This window comes from Delftia acidovorans NBRC 14950, from assembly GCF_001598795.1.
Taxonomy (GTDB): Bacteria; Pseudomonadota; Gammaproteobacteria; order Burkholderiales; family Burkholderiaceae_C; genus Comamonas; species Comamonas acidovorans.
Genome location: NZ_BCZP01000003.1, coordinates 1 through 16,288, shown reverse-complemented (window position 1 = coordinate 16,288; position 16,288 = coordinate 1). Strand labels below are relative to the sequence as shown.

Annotated in this window: 17 protein-coding genes; 6 read left to right on the top strand and 11 right to left on the bottom strand. The window is 64.3% G+C overall.

Translation table 11 applies throughout. The features are described 5' to 3' along the window. Positions 1-137: 137 nt before the first annotated feature. The 9 genes from DA1_RS04580 to DA1_RS04540 form a co-directional block, all read right to left on the bottom strand. On the bottom strand, positions 138-650 hold the full coding sequence (locus DA1_RS04580) for a hypothetical protein (RefSeq protein ID WP_034391495.1): 513 nt from the start codon (positions 648-650) through the stop codon (positions 138-140). Continuing rightward, positions 647-1,345 (bottom strand): peptidoglycan recognition protein family protein, encoded by a 699-nt coding sequence (locus DA1_RS04575; protein ID WP_034391497.1) that lies wholly within the window; start codon positions 1,343-1,345, stop codon positions 647-649. Before DA1_RS04575 ends, DA1_RS04580 begins: the two co-directional genes overlap by 4 nt. Positions 1,346-1,549: 204 nt before the next feature. Next, positions 1,550-2,860: a citrate synthase gene (locus DA1_RS04570; protein WP_012204342.1), complete on the bottom strand. Its 1,311-nt coding sequence runs from the start codon at positions 2,858-2,860 to the stop codon at positions 1,550-1,552. Positions 2,861-2,885: 25 nt separating this feature from the next. Beyond that, positions 2,886-3,185 (bottom strand): FAD assembly factor SdhE, encoded by a 300-nt coding sequence (locus tag DA1_RS04565; RefSeq protein WP_012204343.1) that lies wholly within the window; start codon positions 3,183-3,185, stop codon positions 2,886-2,888. Then, positions 3,185-3,889, bottom strand: a complete 705-nt coding sequence (locus tag DA1_RS04560; RefSeq protein WP_012204344.1) for a succinate dehydrogenase iron-sulfur subunit — start codon at positions 3,887-3,889, stop codon at positions 3,185-3,187. The genes DA1_RS04565 and DA1_RS04560 overlap by 1 nt, the downstream gene beginning before the upstream one ends. 27 nt (positions 3,890-3,916) lie before the next feature. Further along, positions 3,917-5,722: a succinate dehydrogenase flavoprotein subunit gene (gene sdhA, locus DA1_RS04555; protein WP_012204345.1), complete on the bottom strand. Its 1,806-nt coding sequence runs from the start codon at positions 5,720-5,722 to the stop codon at positions 3,917-3,919. Positions 5,723-5,755: 33 nt separating this feature from the next. Then, positions 5,756-6,121: a succinate dehydrogenase, hydrophobic membrane anchor protein gene (gene sdhD, locus DA1_RS04550; RefSeq protein ID WP_012204346.1), complete on the bottom strand. Its 366-nt coding sequence runs from the start codon at positions 6,119-6,121 to the stop codon at positions 5,756-5,758. A gap of 36 nt (positions 6,122-6,157) precedes the next feature. Then, on the bottom strand, positions 6,158-6,580 hold the full coding sequence (gene sdhC, locus DA1_RS04545) for a succinate dehydrogenase, cytochrome b556 subunit (protein WP_012204347.1): 423 nt from the start codon (positions 6,578-6,580) through the stop codon (positions 6,158-6,160). A 134-nt stretch (positions 6,581-6,714) separates the two neighbouring features. Further along, a complete protein-coding gene (locus DA1_RS04540; RefSeq protein ID WP_012204348.1) occupies positions 6,715-7,503 on the bottom strand; it encodes a GntR family transcriptional regulator in 789 nt (262 codons plus the stop codon). 218 nt (positions 7,504-7,721) lie between these two features. Between DA1_RS04540 and DA1_RS04535 the strand changes: the two genes are divergently transcribed. The 5 genes from DA1_RS04535 to acnB all read left to right on the top strand — a co-directional run bounded on the left by DA1_RS04535 (position 7,722) and on the right by acnB (position 13,819). Beyond that, the gene (locus DA1_RS04535; protein WP_013803435.1) at positions 7,722-8,708 is read left to right on the top strand and encodes a malate dehydrogenase; all 987 of its coding nucleotides are present in this window, start codon (positions 7,722-7,724) and stop codon (positions 8,706-8,708) included. Positions 8,709-8,722: 14 nt separating this feature from the next. Continuing rightward, complete coding sequence (gene tam, locus DA1_RS04530) at positions 8,723-9,529, top strand: trans-aconitate 2-methyltransferase (protein WP_013803434.1); 807 nt, start codon at positions 8,723-8,725, stop codon at positions 9,527-9,529. Next, complete coding sequence (locus tag DA1_RS04525; RefSeq protein ID WP_012204351.1) at positions 9,526-10,545, top strand: HpcH/HpaI aldolase/citrate lyase family protein; 1,020 nt, start codon at positions 9,526-9,528, stop codon at positions 10,543-10,545. Before tam ends, DA1_RS04525 begins: the two co-directional genes overlap by 4 nt. A gap of 31 nt (positions 10,546-10,576) precedes the next feature. Continuing rightward, on the top strand, positions 10,577-11,164 hold the full coding sequence (locus DA1_RS04520) for a hypothetical protein (RefSeq protein ID WP_013803433.1): 588 nt from the start codon (positions 10,577-10,579) through the stop codon (positions 11,162-11,164). A 63-nt stretch (positions 11,165-11,227) separates the two neighbouring features. Next, positions 11,228-13,819 carry a bifunctional aconitate hydratase 2/2-methylisocitrate dehydratase gene (acnB, locus tag DA1_RS04515; protein ID WP_012204353.1) on the top strand — a complete coding sequence of 864 codons (2,592 nt, stop codon included), beginning with the start codon at positions 11,228-11,230 and terminating at the stop codon, positions 13,817-13,819. Positions 13,820-13,895: 76 nt separating this feature from the next. Here acnB and DA1_RS04510 read toward each other — a convergent pair whose 3' ends face one another. Continuing rightward, complete coding sequence (locus tag DA1_RS04510; RefSeq protein ID WP_034391499.1) at positions 13,896-14,714, bottom strand: helix-turn-helix domain-containing protein; 819 nt, start codon at positions 14,712-14,714, stop codon at positions 13,896-13,898. A gap of 131 nt (positions 14,715-14,845) precedes the next feature. On the opposite strand from DA1_RS04510, the gene DA1_RS04505 reads away from it, so the two are divergent. Continuing rightward, positions 14,846-15,271, top strand: coding sequence for a hypothetical protein (locus DA1_RS04505; protein WP_034391501.1), 426 nt, complete (start codon positions 14,846-14,848; stop codon positions 15,269-15,271). A 339-nt stretch (positions 15,272-15,610) separates the two neighbouring features. Here the strand turns inward: DA1_RS04505 and DA1_RS31230 are convergent, their stop codons facing one another. Further along, on the bottom strand, positions 15,611-15,778 hold the full coding sequence (locus DA1_RS31230) for a hypothetical protein (RefSeq protein WP_230590735.1): 168 nt from the start codon (positions 15,776-15,778) through the stop codon (positions 15,611-15,613). Positions 15,779-16,288 lie beyond the last annotated feature (510 nt).

Sequence of the window (16,288 nt, the reverse complement as noted above, 5' to 3'; positions counted from 1 at the left end):
TCACCAGGCCGCCAGCCGTTGCAGCCGGGTCGGTGGCGCGTGCCTGAGCGGCTATCTGGCATCGGCCGCACGAAGCGTTGAATAAAGCGTCAGGGCCATTGCCGAAACCGGCGCGCAAGAGAAGACCAGACCGTGACTCAAGGCGGGAGCCGGCCCTGCCTTTTCAGCTCCTTGAGCCGCCTTTCCGTGGCGCGGTCCAAGGCGTCTTGCAGCAGGTTCATCTTGCGTTTGTTGCAAGGAGCGCAGTCGTAGTAGCGTGAGGGCACTCCAAGGGGTTCAAGCTTCCTGTTCGCCTCGAAGATTCTGATTCGCCCTGTTGGCTCGATATCCATGACGATGATCTTTCCGCTCTTGAACGTGACGGACGCACCTCCGGAGCATCCGGATCTATCCATGTTTTCTTCGCTGAAGTAGGCTTTTTCCGAAATTCGGCGTATATGCTGCAATGCATATCGCACATCCTCCTCGGTCAGGATCACATCGTCGCAATCGAGCCATTTTTTATCCTCCCAAGCGGGGTTGCTTGATGAGGGGGCGAAGATATTGATTTTCTGGATGTGCTTCGCAGAATACCGGGCGTCAGCAGCATGAATCGTTGAGGCCATGACCATCGCTGAAGTTATTGCCCAAAAAAATTGGTGGTACTTCATGGTGTGTTCGTAGGAAGGTTCCAGTTTGCACCTTCTGCTTCGGTCAGATTTTTCCAACTTACCTCGGGATGTTTGAAGACTTCACCGGGCGACAGTTGCATGGAGTCCTGCAGTGCTTCAACAAGCCATGTCAGTGACCGGTTCTGAGCTTGGGTCGGGGCGGGATAGAGGCCGCGCTCTCCTCGCAATCTCTCGGGGGGCAAATCCGCTTCGTTGGAGGAAGGTTTGAACCCCTTCGGCAACTCCGCTCGGCCGACCATCTCGATACCTATGGCCTCCATATTGCTCGGATAGCGTTCACCAGGAGCCTTCAGCATCTCGATGCGGTGTACCCCCTTTGCCTTCAGTCCTTCATAGTCCCTGGCCTTGCATTTCCCCACAAGCAGGCACCTCGCCTTCAGCGGGCCCACATGGTTGGCACGCTGATAGATGGCCGCAGTCTGGTAGATGGTGCCGTCCTTGTCGATCAGGAAGTGTGCCCCATTGGCCTTCGGGTTCCTGTAGCTGTTGAGCGAAGACTGGGCCGTGTTGGCATCGGTCTGGTGCACGACGATGCCGGTGATGGCGGCGGTCCGCTTTCCTCTCTCGATGGCGGGGCTGCGCGCGTTCCTGACGCGCGCATGGATGAGCATTCCGTCCTTGTTGATTTCGACAAGCATGTGAGTCCCGGGGTTGCGTTGAATGGCAGCGGGCATTGCGCTGCGGCTCCATTCCGTTTGAGGGAGGGTCAACGGTCACCTTAAGGTGGATAGGCTCAATCAATGGGCATGCCACGATAGGGAAAATGGTGTTCCTAGGACTGGTGTGGCCTTCTGGAGCGGTGGGCTCGCAAATGAAAAAAGCCCCATGCAAAGGCATGGGGCTTTTGGGTGCCGGGCCGCTGAGGCTCGGACCTGCGATCAGCGCTGGCCGATCGGCTTGACGTCGCGGGACACGGAGCCCGTGAACAGCTGGCGGGGACGGCCGATCTTGTACTCGGGGTCGGCCATCTGCTCGTTGAGCTGGGCGATCCAGCCCACGGTGCGGGCCAGGGCGAAGATGCCGGTGAACAGGTTCACGGGCACGCCGATGGCGCGCTGCACGATGCCGGAGTAGAAGTCCACGTTCGGGTAGAGCTTGCGCTGCACGAAGTAGTCGTCTTCCAGGGCGATCTTCTCGACTTCCTTGGCCAGGGCGAACAGGGGGTCCTTTTCCAGGCCCAGTTCGGCCAGCACTTCATTGCAGGTTTCCTGCATGAGCTTGGCGCGGGGGTCGTAGTTCTTGTAGACGCGGTGGCCGAAGCCCATCAGCTTGACGCCGCTGTTCTTGTCCTTGACCTGTTCCATGAACTCGCCGACCTTGGCAACGCCGCCGTTGGCCTGCAGGTATTCCAGCATGTTCAGGCAGGCTTCGTTGGCGCCGCCGTGGGCAGGACCCCACAGGCAGGCCACGCCGGCCGAGATGGCGGCGAAGGGGTTGGTGCCCGACGAGCCGCACAGGCGCACGGTGGAGGTGGAGGCGTTTTGCTCGTGGTCTGCGTGCAGGATGAAGATGCGGTCCAGCGCGCGCTCGACCACGGGGTTCACCTTGAACTCCTCGCAGGGGTTGCCGAACATCATGCGCATGAAGTTGCCGGCGTAGCTCAGGTCGTTCTTGGGGTACATGTACGGAGCACCGATGCCGTACTTGTAGGCCATGGAGACCAGCGTGGGCATCTTGGCGATCAGGCGGATCGCGGCGATGTCGCGGTGCTCGGCGTTGTTGATGTCCATGTTGTCGTGGTAGAAGGCCGACATGCCGCCGACCAGACCCGTCAGGACGGCCATGGGGTGGGCGTCACGGCGGAAACCACGCAGGAAGAACTGCATCTGCTCGTTGACCATGGTGTGCTTGGTCACGCGCTCGACGAAGTCGGCCTTCTCGGACTCGTTGGGCAGCTCGCCGTACAGCAGCAGGTAACAGGTCTCGAGGTAGTCGCAGTTCTTGGCCAGCTGCTCGATGGGGTAGCCACGGTACAGCAGCTCGCCCTTGTCGCCATCGATGTAGGTGATGGCGGACTGGCACGAGGCGGTAGAGAGGAAGCCCGGGTCATAGGTGAACATGCCGGTCTGCGCGTACAGCTTGCGGATGTCCACCACGTCGGGACCGACGTTGCCCTGGTAGACGGGCAGCTCGACGCTGGGAGCGCCGTTGCTGAATGACAGCGTTGCTTTGTTGTCTGCGAGTTTCATTTCCAAACTTCCTTCTCTAGATTGCCTAGCCTACTAGCGGGAGAGAACCGGGCTTGCGCTTGCGCACCAGTTCCAGAACTTCCCTGATTTCTTGGGTATCGAGTTCACCTTCAGGCTCCTTGCGGCGCAAGAAGAGGTCCATCAGGTCGTTGTCTGCCAGGTCCATCAAGGCAGACAGACCGCTCGCGTGTCTCCGCGTGAGCTGGTCTCCGTAGGTGGCGAAGAACTGCGCGATGAACAGGTCGTTCTCGACCAGGCCACGCCGGCAGCGCCAGCGCAGCAGGTCTCGCTCGCGTTCGTCGAGCAGAGTATTCGTCATGGTCATCAGATGGCCCGGCGGACCATCAGTTCCTTGATCTTGCCAATGGCCTGCGTGGGGTTCAGGTGCTTGGGGCACACGTCCACGCAGTTCATGATGGTGTGGCAACGGAAGAGGCGGTACGGATCTTCCAGGTTGTCAAGGCGGTCACCCGTGGCCTCGTCGCGGCTGTCCGCGATGAAGCGGTAGGCCTGCAGCAGGCCGGCCGGGCCCACGAACTTGTCGGGGTTCCACCAGAAGCTGGGGCAGCTGGTGGAGCAGCTGGCGCACAGAATGCACTCGTACAGGCCGTTGAGCTCTTCGCGCTCTTCAGGCGACTGCAGGCGTTCCTTGGTGGGAGACGCGAAGCTGTCGTTCTGCAGGTACGGCTTGATCGAGTGGTACTGCTTGAAGAACTGCGTCATGTCCACGATCAGGTCGCGGATCACGGGCAGGCCGGGCAGGGGCTTGAGAACGATGTCGCCCTGCAGGGTCTTCATGTTCGTCAGGCAGGCCAGGCCGTTCTTGCCATTGATGTTCATCGCGTCCGAGCCGCACACGCCTTCGCGGCAGGAGCGGCGGAACGAGATGGAGGGGTCCATCTCCTTGAGCTTAACCAGGGCGTCCAGCAGCATGCGCTCGTGGCCGTCCAGCTCGACCTCGACGGTCTGCATGTAGGGCTTGGCATCCTTGTCCGGGTCGTAGCGGTAGATCTTGAAAGTGCGCTTCATTTGTCTGTTCTCTCGTGGGCTGCTGGATTAGAACGTGCGGACCTTGGGCGGCACGCTGTCCACCGTGAGGGGCTTCAGGTTCACGGGCTTGTAGTCCAGGCTGTTGGTGGCGCTGTACCACAGGGTGTGCTTGAGCCATTCCTTGTCATTGCGGCCCAGCGGGAACTCGGCGTGGTCGGCAGGATGCTCGTAGTCGTACACGGTGTGGGCGCCGCGGCATTCGTGGCGGGCAGCGGCCGAGATCATGGTGGCCTGGGCCACTTCGATCAGGTTGTCCACTTCCAGCGCTTCCATGCGGGCGGTGTTCCAGACCTTGGACTTGTCCTTGAGGGTCACGGAGCCCACGCGTTCGCGGATGGCGTTGATCTTGACTTCGCCTTCGTCCATGCTCTTTTGCGTGCGGAACACGCCGGCATGCTGCTGCATGGTGGCGCGGATGTCGCCAGCCAGGTCCTGGGCGTAGGTGCCTTCCTTGGAGTCGTCGAGCTGGTTCAGGCGCGTGAGCGTGCGCTCCGAGCCATCGGCCGGCACGGCCTTGTGGTCGCCGAAGCCGTTGACGAACTGCACGATGTGCTTGCCGGCCGACTTGCCGAAGACCAGCAGGTCCAGCAGCGAGTTCGTGCCCAGGCGGTTGGCGCCGTGCACCGACACGCAGGAGCATTCGCCCACGGCATAGAGGCCATTGACCACATTGTTCTGCTGACCGTCCCACACCACGACCTGGCCGTTGATGTTGGTGGGAATGCCGCCCATCTGATAGTGGATGGTGGGCACCACGGGAATCGGTTCCTTGGTGATGTCCACGTTGGCGAAGTTGTGGCCGATCTCTTCCACCGAAGGCAGGCGCTTGCGGATGGTGTCGGCGCCCAGGTGGTCCAGCTTCATCAGGATGTAGTCCTTGTTGGGACCACAGCCACGGCCTTCCTTGATTTCCTGGTCCATGGAGCGGGACACGAAGTCGCGCGGTGCCAGATCCTTCAGCGTGGGAGCGTAGCGCTCCATGAAGCGTTCGCCTTCGCTGTTGAGCAGGATGGCGCCTTCGCCACGGCAGCCTTCGGTCAGCAGCACACCCGCGCCGGCCACGCCAGTGGGGTGGAACTGCCAGAACTCCATGTCCTGCAGCGGGATGCCTGCGCGTGCAGCCATGCCCAGGCCGTCGCCGGTGTTGATGAAGGCATTGGTCGATGCCTGGAAGATGCGGCCAGCGCCACCCGTGGCCAGCAGCACGGCCTTGGCGTGCAGCTCGTACAGGTCGCCGGTTTCCAGTTCGATGGCGGTCACGCCGACCACGTCGCCCTGGGTGTTGCGGATCAGGTCCAGCGCCATCCACTCCACGAAGAAGTTGGTCTTGGACTTGACGTTCTGCTGGTACAGCGTGTGCAGCATGGCGTGGCCGGTACGGTCGGCCGCGGCGCAGGCTCGCTGCACGGGCTTTTCACCGTAGTTGGCCGTGTGGCCGCCGAAGGGACGCTGGTAGATGGTGCCGTCGGGGTTGCGGTCGAACGGCATGCCGAAGTGTTCCAGCTCGATCACGACGTTGGGCGCTTCGCGGCACATGAACTCGATCGCATCCTGGTCGCCGAGCCAGTCGGAGCCCTTGATGGTGTCGTAGAAGTGGTAGTGCCAGTTGTCCTCGCTCATGTTGCCCAGCGAAGCGGACACGCCGCCCTGCGCAGCCACGGTGTGCGAGCGCGTGGGGAAGACCTTGGACAACGAGGCCACGGACAGGCCGGCGCGCGACAGTTCCAGCGCGGCACGCAGGCCGGAGCCGCCAGCGCCGACGATGACGACGTCAAACTTGCGCTTGGTGATGTTTGCTTTGGAGTAGCTCATTCTTAACCTTCAATCGTGGAGACCGCGTCTCTATCAGATACGCCACAGGATCTGGATGCCCCAGCCGGCGCAGCCGACCAGCCAGACCAGGGTGAAAACGTTCAGCACCAGGCGCAGGCCCACGGGCTTGACGTAGTCCATCCAGATGTCGCGCACGCCGACCCAGACGTGCCAGGCCAGCGAGACGATCACGGCGAAGGTCAGGAACTTCATCCACTGCGGGGCAAAGATGCCGGCCCACAGGTCATAGCCGACGGAGCCGGTGCTGAAGATCAGCTTGGCCAGCAGCACGATGGTGAACAGTGCCATCAGCACGCCGGTGACGCGCTGCACCATCCAGTCGCGGATGCCGTAGTGCGCACCGACCACGGTGCGCTTGGAGCCGTAATTCACGGACATGGTTCTTTTTCCTTATCGTGAGGGAGAGATCGTGAATCAGTACAGGCCGAACAGCTTGGCACCCAGGATCAGGGTCAGGCCAACGCTCAGGACCAGCACCACCAGGGCCGAGGACTTGCCGAACTGCTTGTTGACGGCGTGGTGGTTCACATCCATGAACAGGTGGCGGACGCCGGCGCAAAAGTGGTGCAGGTAGGCCCAGATCAATGCCAGGCACACGAGCTTGAGGAACCATCCGAAGGGACCCGCGAAAACCGAGGTGAAGCCGTCGAAGGAGATCTCCGAAGTCAGCGACATGTCCATCATCCACAGGATGAAAGGCAGCAGGATGAACATCAGCAGGCCGCTGATGCGGTGCAGGATGGACACGATGCCGGCCGGCGGCAACCGGTAGGTGGGGAGGTCCTTGAAGAAGTTGATGTTGCGGAACTCTGGCCGCTTTTTGGCTTGCTCAGTCATGGCAGGGTACTTTCGTGGATGTAACTGCTTCGTAATCGCTCAGGGGCGGCGATGCAAAATTCTATTGCAATGCAATAAAAACAGCTTTGCTGGGAATTGCGTATTTTCGCCCGCTTCTCTGGGGAACGGATCGTTCAGCTCAGCGCGTTGCGGTAGTGATGGGTGTCGGTGCGGTACAGGCCACGGCGTAACTCCATGGGAACATCGTTGTATGTGTAAGCGGTGCGCTCCACGCTCAGCAGGGGCGTGGTGCTGGGGACATCCAGCAGCAGGGCCTGTTCTGCCTCGGGCAGGACGGCGCGGATCTTTTCGTCGGCGCGCACCATGCGCACGCCGTAGTCCAGCTCGAACATGGCGTAGGTGGGGCCCTGGTAGGCGGACATCTGCTCGGCGGTCAGGCCCTTGAAGGCGTGGCCCGGCAGCCAGATGTCTTCCAAAATGGTCGGGATTGCGGAGAACGACAGCACGCGGCGCACATGCATCACGGCGTCGCCGCTGCGCAGCGCCAGGCCGCGCGCCACGTCCGCCGATGCGCGCAGGCGCCGGCAGTCGATGATGCGGCGCTCGGCACGGCCCTCGCCCTGCTGGTCGCCGCCGTCGGGCTGCAGCTTGAGGAAGCGGTACTGCACATGCTGGGCCGCGTGGGTGGCCACGAAGGTGCCCTTGCCCTGGCGGCGCATCACCAGGTTCTCCGCGGCCAGCTCGTCGATGGCCTTGCGCACCGTGCCTTGGCTCACGCGAAAGCGCGCGGCCAGCTCCATCTCGCTGGGAATCAGTTCGCCGGGCCGCCATTCGCCTGCTTCAAGGCTTTGCAGTATCAGTCCCTTGATCTGCTGATACAAAGGGCTGAAGGCCGGGGTCGATGCGCCCGCGCCGATGGTGGGGGCGGCGTTGTCTGAGGCGAGGGGAGGCAGGACTGGCATGGAAAAGTTCGGGGTGGGGAGGCTCCCGGAGACGCAGATGAAAGACTTGGAAACAGACGTCGATCATATCTTATATAAGACATAAGACAAATTGACCGGGCTTCGAAATCGGGAGTACACTTTCGCGTTGTTTGCGGAGCACGGGCTGCTGGTTTCTGACGCTGGTGCGACCTGGCGCCGATAACACCTGATTTTTTCCCCATCCCTGGAGTTTCATCATGAGCAAGAAGCCCGTTCGTGTCGCCGTCACCGGTGCCGCCGGTCAAATTGGTTACGCCCTGCTGTTCCGCATCGCCTCCGGCGAAATGCTGGGTAAGGACCAGCCCGTCATTCTGCAACTGCTGGAGATTCCCGACGAGAAGGCCCAGAACGCGCTCAAGGGCGTGATCATGGAACTCGAGGACTGCGCCTTCCCCCTGCTGGCCGGCATCGAAGCCCACTCCGACCCCCTGCAAGCCTTCAAGGACACCGACTACGCCCTGCTGGTCGGCGCGCGTCCCCGCGGCCCCGGCATGGAACGTGCCGACCTGCTGGCTGCCAACGCACAGATCTTCACGGCCCAGGGCAAGGCGCTGAACGCCGCTGCCTCGCGCAACGTGAAGGTGCTGGTCGTCGGCAACCCCGCCAACACCAACGCCTACATCGCCATGAAGTCGGCTCCGGACCTGCCGGCCAAGAACTTCACCGCCATGCTGCGCCTGGACCACAACCGCGCTGCCTCGCAACTGGCTGCCAAGGCCGGCTTCAAGGTGGGCGACATCCGCAAGCTGACCGTCTGGGGCAACCACTCGCCCACGATGTACGCCGACTACCGCTTCGCCACCGTCAACGGTGAAAGCGTCAAGGCCAAGATCAACGACCAGGCCTGGAACAAGGACGTGTTCCTGCCCACCGTCGGCAAGCGTGGCGCCGCCATCATTGCCGCCCGTGGCCTGTCCTCGGCTGCCTCGGCTGCCAACGCTGCCATCGACCACATGCGCGACTGGGCCCTGGGCTCGGGCGGCGAATGGGTCACCATGGGCGTGCCCTCCAACGGCGAATACGGCATCCCCGCCGGCATCGTCTTCGGCTTCCCGGTCACCACCGAGAACGGCGAGTACAAGATCGTCGAAGGCCTGGAAATCGACGCTTTCTCGCAAGAGTGCATCGACAAGACCCTGGCCGAGCTGCAAGGCGAACAGGACGGCGTCAAGCACCTGCTGTAAGCCGCCGGCAAGCCATGCTCGACTGGAATCCCGCGCTTTACCTGCGTTTCGCCAATGAGCGTACGCGCCCCGCAGCCGAGCTGCTGGCGCGTGTGCCCTTGGCCCAGGCCCGCCATGTGGTGGACCTGGGATGCGGGCCGGGCAATTCCACCGAGCTGCTTGCACAGCGCTATGCCGGTGCCACGATCACCGGCATAGACAACTCCCAGGCGATGCTGGCCACCGCGCGCCAGCATCTGCCTGAGGCCCGCTTCGCGCTGGCCGACATTGCTTCCTGGACGCCCGCCCCCGGCGAGAGCGCTCCCGACCTGATTTATGCCAATGCCTCCCTCCAGTGGGTGGGGGAGCATGAAACGCTGATACCCCGCCTGTTCGCCCAACTGGCGCCAGGGGGCGTGCTGGCGATACAGATGCCCGACAACCGGCAGGAAGCCACGCACCGCGTGATGCGCGAGATCGCCAGCCTGCCCAAGTTTGCCGCCTACATCGGCGATGCCGCCAAGGTGCGGGCCGACATCCTGCCCATCCGCAGCTACTACGACCTGCTGGCCGGCCCGCAGGAGCAGGCCGGCGTCGAGGCCGGCGCCGTCGATGTCTGGCACACCGTCTACCAGCATCCGATGGACTCGGCCGGCGCCATCGTCCAGTGGCTGCGCGGCACCGGCCTCAAGCCCTTCGTCGAGGGCCTGCCCGAAGCCCTGCAGGCCGACTTCCTCACCGAATACGAAAACCGCGTGGACGCCGCCTACGGCGTGCGCGCCGACGGCCGGCGCCTGCTGGCCTTTCCCCGCCTGTTCATCGTCGCCCAGCGCAAGCCATGACCGCCGCCACGTCCACACCCTCTCGCGCACACCCGGCCCAGGTGCTGCTCGATGCGCAGGGCGGTGCCCTGCACCTGCCCGTCTGCGACCACTACAGCGGCGTGGAAGTGCGCATGCGCAAGAGCCTGCAGCTGCAGGCCGAGATGATGGCCGAGTTCGGCACCTGCGTCTTTGACGTCACGCTGGACTGCGAGGATGGCGCCCCCGTGGGCCAGGAGGCGGCCCATGCGCGCCTGGTGGCCTCGCTGGCGCGCGATGCCGCGCCCGGTGCCCGAGTGGCTGCGCGCGTGCATGCCGTTGACCACGCCAGCTTCGCGCAGGACCTGGACATCATCGTCGGCGAGGCCGGCGACCGCCTGTGCCACCTCATGCTGCCAAAGGTGGAAAGCGTGGACGACGTGCTGCTGGCCGAGCGGCATCTGGGCCGACTGGGCTGCCGCGAACTGCCGCTGCATGTGCTCATCGAGTCGCCCGCCGCCGTGCACCGGGCCTTCGACATCGCGGCGCACCCGCGCGTGCAGAGCATTTCCTTCGGCCTGATGGACTTCGTCTCGGCCCATGGCGGCGCGATTCCTGCTTCGGCCATGGGCTCGGCCGGCCAGTTCGACCATCCGCTGGTCGTGCGTGCCAAGCTGGAGATCGCAGCTGCCTGCCACGCGCACGGCAAGGTGCCTTCGCACTGCGTGGTCACCGAATTCAGGAATCCACAGGCGCTGCAGGCCGCTGCCACACAGGCGTCACGGCGGCTCGGCTATACCCGCATGTGGAGCATCCACCCGGACCAGATCCGCCCCATCCTCGCCGCCTTCGCGCCCCAGGCCGACGAAGTGGCGCAGGCCGCACAAATACTTACCGCCGCCGAGGCCGCCGATTGGGCGCCCGTCAGCGTGGATGGTGTATTACATGACCGGGCGAGCTACCGCTATTTCTGGCAGTTGCTCACACGTGCCCACCAGACCGGCCAGGCGCTGCCCCCACAGGTGCAGCCCTGGTTTGCATCAGAATCACTTGCTTAGCCCACACCGGGAATTTGCAGGAGCCCAACGTATGAAGACAGCTATCGCCTCCATCCTGATCGCAGCCCCCTTGCTGGCCATGGGCCTGGGTGCCAGCGCCGCCGAGCCCGCCACCGCAAAGAAGGCACCGGCCAAGGCCGCTGCCAAGCCTGCGGCCAAGAAGGCCCCCGCCAAGAAGGCCACCACGGCCAAGGCCGCTGCCGGCGCTGCCGCCGTCGGCGGTGCGGCCGCCGTCGCAACTGCTGCCCAGCAGCCGCTGTCCGCCGAAGACCTGGCCATTTCCGAGCGCGTGCACACCGGCCGCATCCCCTGCGAGCTGGGCGCCTTCGTCAATGTGACGGCCGACCAGGCCAACCCGGGTTACTTCAACATCGACGGCAAGGGCTTCAAGTACCACATGTCGCCCGTCAAGACCTCGACCGGCACCGTGCGCCTGGAAGACAAGCATGCCGGCGCCGTCTGGCTGCAGATCGCCAACAAATCGATGCTCATGAACCAGAAGGTCGGCCAGCGCCTGGCCGACGAATGCATGAGCCCCGATCAGCTTCAGGTGGCCGAGGCCATCAAGAAGAACCCGCCTCCCAGCCTGCTGGAAGCACCCAAGCCCGCCGGCCAGTAATCCAGGCCCGGACCTGAGCGTCCCGCAAGCAGCCCCACTTTAGAAAACCATGGAGAGAGAATCATGTTGAAAGCCTACCGTGACCACGTGGCCGAACGCGCCGCGCTCGGTATCCCCCCGCTGCCGCTGGAAGCCAAGCAGGTTGCCGAACTGATCGAGCTGATCAAAAACCCGCCCGCTGGCGAGGACGCCTTCCTGCTCGACCTGCTCACGCACCGCGTTCCTCCGGGCGTGGACGATGCCGCCAAGGTCAAGGCCAGCTTCCTGGCAGCCGTGGCCCACGGTGACATCCAGGTGGCTCTCATCTCCAAGGCCAAGGCCACCGAGCTGCTGGGCACCATGGTGGGCGGCTACAACGTGCATCCCCTGATCGAGCTGCTGGACGACGCCGAAGTCGCCGGTGTGGCCGCCGATGCGCTGAAGAAGACGCTGCTGATGTTCGACTTCTTCAACGACGTGGCCACCAAGGCCAAGGCCGGCAACGCCAAGGCCCAGGAAGTCATGAAGAGCTGGGCTGACGCCGAGTGGTTCACCTCGCGCCCCGAAGTGGACAAGAAGATCACCGTCACCGTCTTCAAGGTGCCCGGCGAGACCAACACCGACGACCTGTCGCCCGCGCCCGATGCCTGGAGCCGTCCGGACATCCCGCTGCACTACCTGGCCATGCTCAAGAACACCCGTCCCGACGCGGCCTTCAAGCCCGAGGAAGACGGCAAGCGCGGCCCGATGCAGTTCATCGACGACCTCAAGAAGAAGGGCCACCTGGTCGCCTACGTGGGCGACGTGGTCGGCACCGGCTCCTCGCGCAAGTCGGCCACCAACTCCATCGTCTGGGCCACGGGCCAGGACATCCCCTTCGTGCCCAACAAGCGCTTCGGCGGCGTGACCCTGGGCGGCAAGATCGCTCCCATCTTCTTCAACACGCAGGAAGATTCGGGCTCGCTGCCCATCGAAGTCGATGTCACCAAGCTGGAGATGGGCGACGTCATCGACGTGCTGCCCTATGACGGCAAGCTGGTCAAGAACGGCGAGACCGTCGCCGAGTTCCAGCTCAAGAGCGACGTGCTGTTCGACGAAGTGCGCGCCGGCGGCCGCATCAACCTGATCATCGGCCGCTCGCTGACCGCCAAGGCCCGCGAATTCCTGGGCCTGTCTGCCTCCACCGTGTTCCGCCTGCCCCAGGCGCCCGCTGCTTCGAACGCGGGCTTCACGCTGGCCCAGAAGATGGTCGGCCGCGCCGTCGGCCTGCCGGAAGGCCAGGGCGTGCGCCCCGGTACCTACTGCGAGCCGCGCATGACCACCGTGGGTTCGCAGGACACCACCGGCCCCATGACCCGCGACGAGCTCAAGGACCTGGCCTGCCTGGGCTTCTCGGCCGACATGGTCATGCAGTCCTTCTGCCACACGGCCGCCTACCCCAAGCCCGTGGACGTCAAGACCCACCGCGAGCTGCCTGCCTTCATCAGCAACCGCGGCGGCGTGGCCCTGCGTCCCGGTGACGGCGTGATCCACTCCTGGCTCAACCGCCTGCTGCTGCCCGACACCGTGGGCACGGGCGGCGACTCGCACACGCGCTTCCCCATCGGCATCTCCTTCCCCGCAGGTTCCGGCCTGGTGGCCTTCGGCGCCGCCACGGGCGTGATGCCCCTGGACATGCCCGAGTCCGTGCTCGTGCGCTTCAAGGGCGAAATGCAGCCCGGCGTCACCCTGCGTGACCTCGTGCATGCCATTCCGCTGTACGCCATCAAGGCAGGCGCACTGACCGTGGCCAAGGCCGGCAAGAAGAACATCTTCTCGGGCCGCATCCTGGAAATCGAAGGCCTGCCCGACCTCAAGGTCGAGCAAGCTTTCGAGCTGTCCGACGCCTCGGCCGAGCGCTCGGCTGCCGGCTGCACGATCAAGCTCAACCCCGAGCCGATCAAGGAGTACCTGACCTCGAACATCGTTCTGATGAAGAACATGATCGCCGACGGCTACGCCGACGCCAAGACGCTGCAGCGCCGCATCGAGAAGGTCGAAGCCTGGCTGGCCAAGCCCGACCTGCTCGAAGCCGACAAGGACGCCGAATACGCTGCCGTGTTCGAGATCGACCTGGCCGACATCAAGGAACCCATCGTCTGCTGCCCCAACGATCCCGATGACGCCAAGTTCCTGTCCGAAGTGGCCGGCACCAAGATCGATGAAGCCTTCATCGGTTCGTGCATGACCAACATCGGCCACTTCCGCGCAGCAGCCAAGCTGCTGGGCGGCCAGCGCGACATCCCCGTCAAGCTGTGGGTGGCTCCGCCCACCAAGATGGACCAGAACGAGCTGATCAAGGAAGGCCACTACGCCGCCTTCGGCACGGCCGGTGCCCGCACCGAAATGCCGGGCTGCTCGCTGTGCATGGGCAACCAGGCCCAGGTCCGCGAAGGCGCGACGGTGATCTCCACCTCGACCCGCAACTTCCCCAACCGCCTGGGCAAGAACACCAACGTGTTCCTGGGCTCGGCCGAGCTGGCCGCCATCGCATCGCGCCTGGGCAAGCTGCCCACCAAGGAGGAATACCTCAAGGAAATGGGCGTGATCGATGCCGACAAGTCCAGCGTCTACCGCTACATGAACTTCGACCAGATCGAAGAGTACGCGGACGTGGCCAGGGGCGTGAGCGCCTGAGTCCGGCCTGATCCGGCTCCATGAGCAAAGCCCGCTTCGGCGGGCTTTGCTGCTTTCTGGCTCTGTACTTTCCGGTTTACGCAGTCTGCCTCAACCGCCCCAGCACCTCCTGCGTCTGCGCATCCGCCGGAAAGAACGACTCCACGGCCAGCTCCTGCAGGGTCACATCCACCGGCGTGCCGAAGATGGTGATGGTGCTGATGAAGTTCAGGCGGCCATGGTCGGTGTCCAGCGCGAAGGGCACAGCGATGTGGCTGGCAGGTGCTGCGCCATGTGAGTCCGCTTCATCTTCCTTGAACGGGTAGGCGGCAATCTCGTCGTGCAGCGCCTGCAACTGCGCATCCGACGTGGCAGCAATCTGCTGCTGCAGGCGGTGCAGCAGATGCGCGCGCCAATGGGCTGCGTTGGCCAGGCGCGGGCCCAGGCCTTCGGGGTGCAGGCTCAGGCGCAGCACATTGACGGGCGGCTCCAGCAGCCAGGGCGCCACGCCGGCCAGCAGCAGCGGCACGATGGCGTTGGCGGCCACCAGGTTCCAGTGACGGTCCACGGCCAGGGCGGGATTGGGTTCGTGGCCCTTGAGCACCAGGTCCACGGCCTGGCGCGCGGCGGCCAGGTCAGGGTGGTCCAGCGGCCGGGCCTGGTACATGGGTGCATAGCCTGCGGCCACCAGCAGCGCGTTGCGCTCGCGCAGCGGCACGCCCAGGCGCTCCACCAGGCGCAGCACCATCTCGCGGCTGGGCTGGGCGCGGCCGGTTTCCACATAGCTCAGGTGGCGCGTGGAGATCTCGGCCTCCAGCGCCAGGCCCTGCTGGCTCAGGCGGCGGTGCTGGCGCCAGTGGCGCAGATGGTCGCCGAAGGGCGAGCGCGCGGACGGTGGATGGGCGGTGGAGGTCATGGTCCGCATCGTAGCGGCGGGGCCGGCGTGGCGGCCATGACCTGCGAGGTTATCGACCCTGTGCAGCCTGCGGCGGACCATGCAGTCCATGGCATGCACGGTGTGTGCCTGTTGCTCTCAAGGAGTTCGCCATGTCGATGTTTGCTTCCCCCCGTTTCCTGCCCCGCGTGATGTGGGCCGATGCTGCTTCCTGCGCCGCCTCGGGCGCCTTGCAACTGGCGGCGGGGCAGCCGCTGTCGGATGTGACGGGGTTGCCTCTGGCGCTGCTGCAGTCCACAGGCTGGTTTTTGCTGGGCTATGCGCTGCTGGCTGCGTGGATGGCGGTGCGCTCGCCTGTGCCGCGGCGGTTGATCGGGCTGGTGGTTGTGGGGAATTTTGGGTGGGCTGTGGGCTGTGTTGCGCTGTTGGCGTTTGGTGGGTTGGGGTTGTCTGCCTGGGGGGTGGCGTGGGTGTTGGCTCAGGCACTGGTGGTTGTTGTGTTGGCTGAGTTGCAGTGGATTGGGTTGAGGCGCACGCGGGATGTTGTCGGCGCTGCGCGGTCCGTGGTTGTCGGGTGAGGGGACTGTTTCTGCCCCTGCCGGGGGGTGTTTTTTCGAGGCCGGGTCTCGGCCCGGCGGCCGACCTACCTTTCTTTGATTCGTCAAAGAAAGGTAGGCCAAAGAAAGACGACCCGGATGCCCGCGACCCCTTCGCTGCGCTGCGGGGCAACCTGCGTCGGGCCGCCTGCGGGGTTCGCCGTGAAACTCACTTCGCGCTGCGCGCTACGTTCAGACAATCACGGCGAGTCAGTTGACGAAGCAGTCCTGTCCTTCGGCAGGACTGCAACCCCGCAGGCGGCCCGACGCAGGCGCTGGCATACGGGCAGTTGTACGGGCCTTTGCTGCGCTGGGCCCGGTTCAGGGGGCTGCGCTGCTTTTGACGTGGTGGGAGCAGCCCACGGCGACGACTTCGCCGCTGGTTTCGCTGACCAGCATGTCGGCGCTGTTGCGGATGGTGCGCAGGGCGCTGGCGAGCACGTCCAGGCGATTGCTGGTCTCGGGCGTTTCCAGCCACAGCAGGGCCATGCGGGAGAGTGCCGAGATTTCGGCACAGCCTTGCTACACCAGGCGGTCCACCTCGGTCACGACCTGGGTGAAATGCTCGGCGCTGGGTGGGGGTCTGGGTGTCATGGCTCGGCTCTCCGTGCAAGGTTGAGAGAGGCCGTGGAAAGGCAAACGTTGCGCATGCTTCCGTGCTCCTAGTCGAGGCTTGAGACCACCGGGTTGCGTTTTCAAGCGCAGGCAGGTGGGCGGGATGTTGAAAACACGAGACTAGTCGTGCGGGCAGCCTTGCGGTGAGCCCCATCCCGCCCGAAATCGCACAGACGTGGGCAAGCGCCCACGAATACAGGATTCAGACGTGACAAAGCCTCGCTGACGGGGAGGCTGCACCGCTAGTCTTGGAAAAGGTGTTTTCAAGCACCGGCCCCGTGACAGGGGGCTAGTGCGGATTGTGGCATAGCGACTGGAGTTGCTCCAGCGGGGCTGGCATGACCTGGCAACTGCGGCGAGTCAGTTGACGAAGCAGTCCTGTCC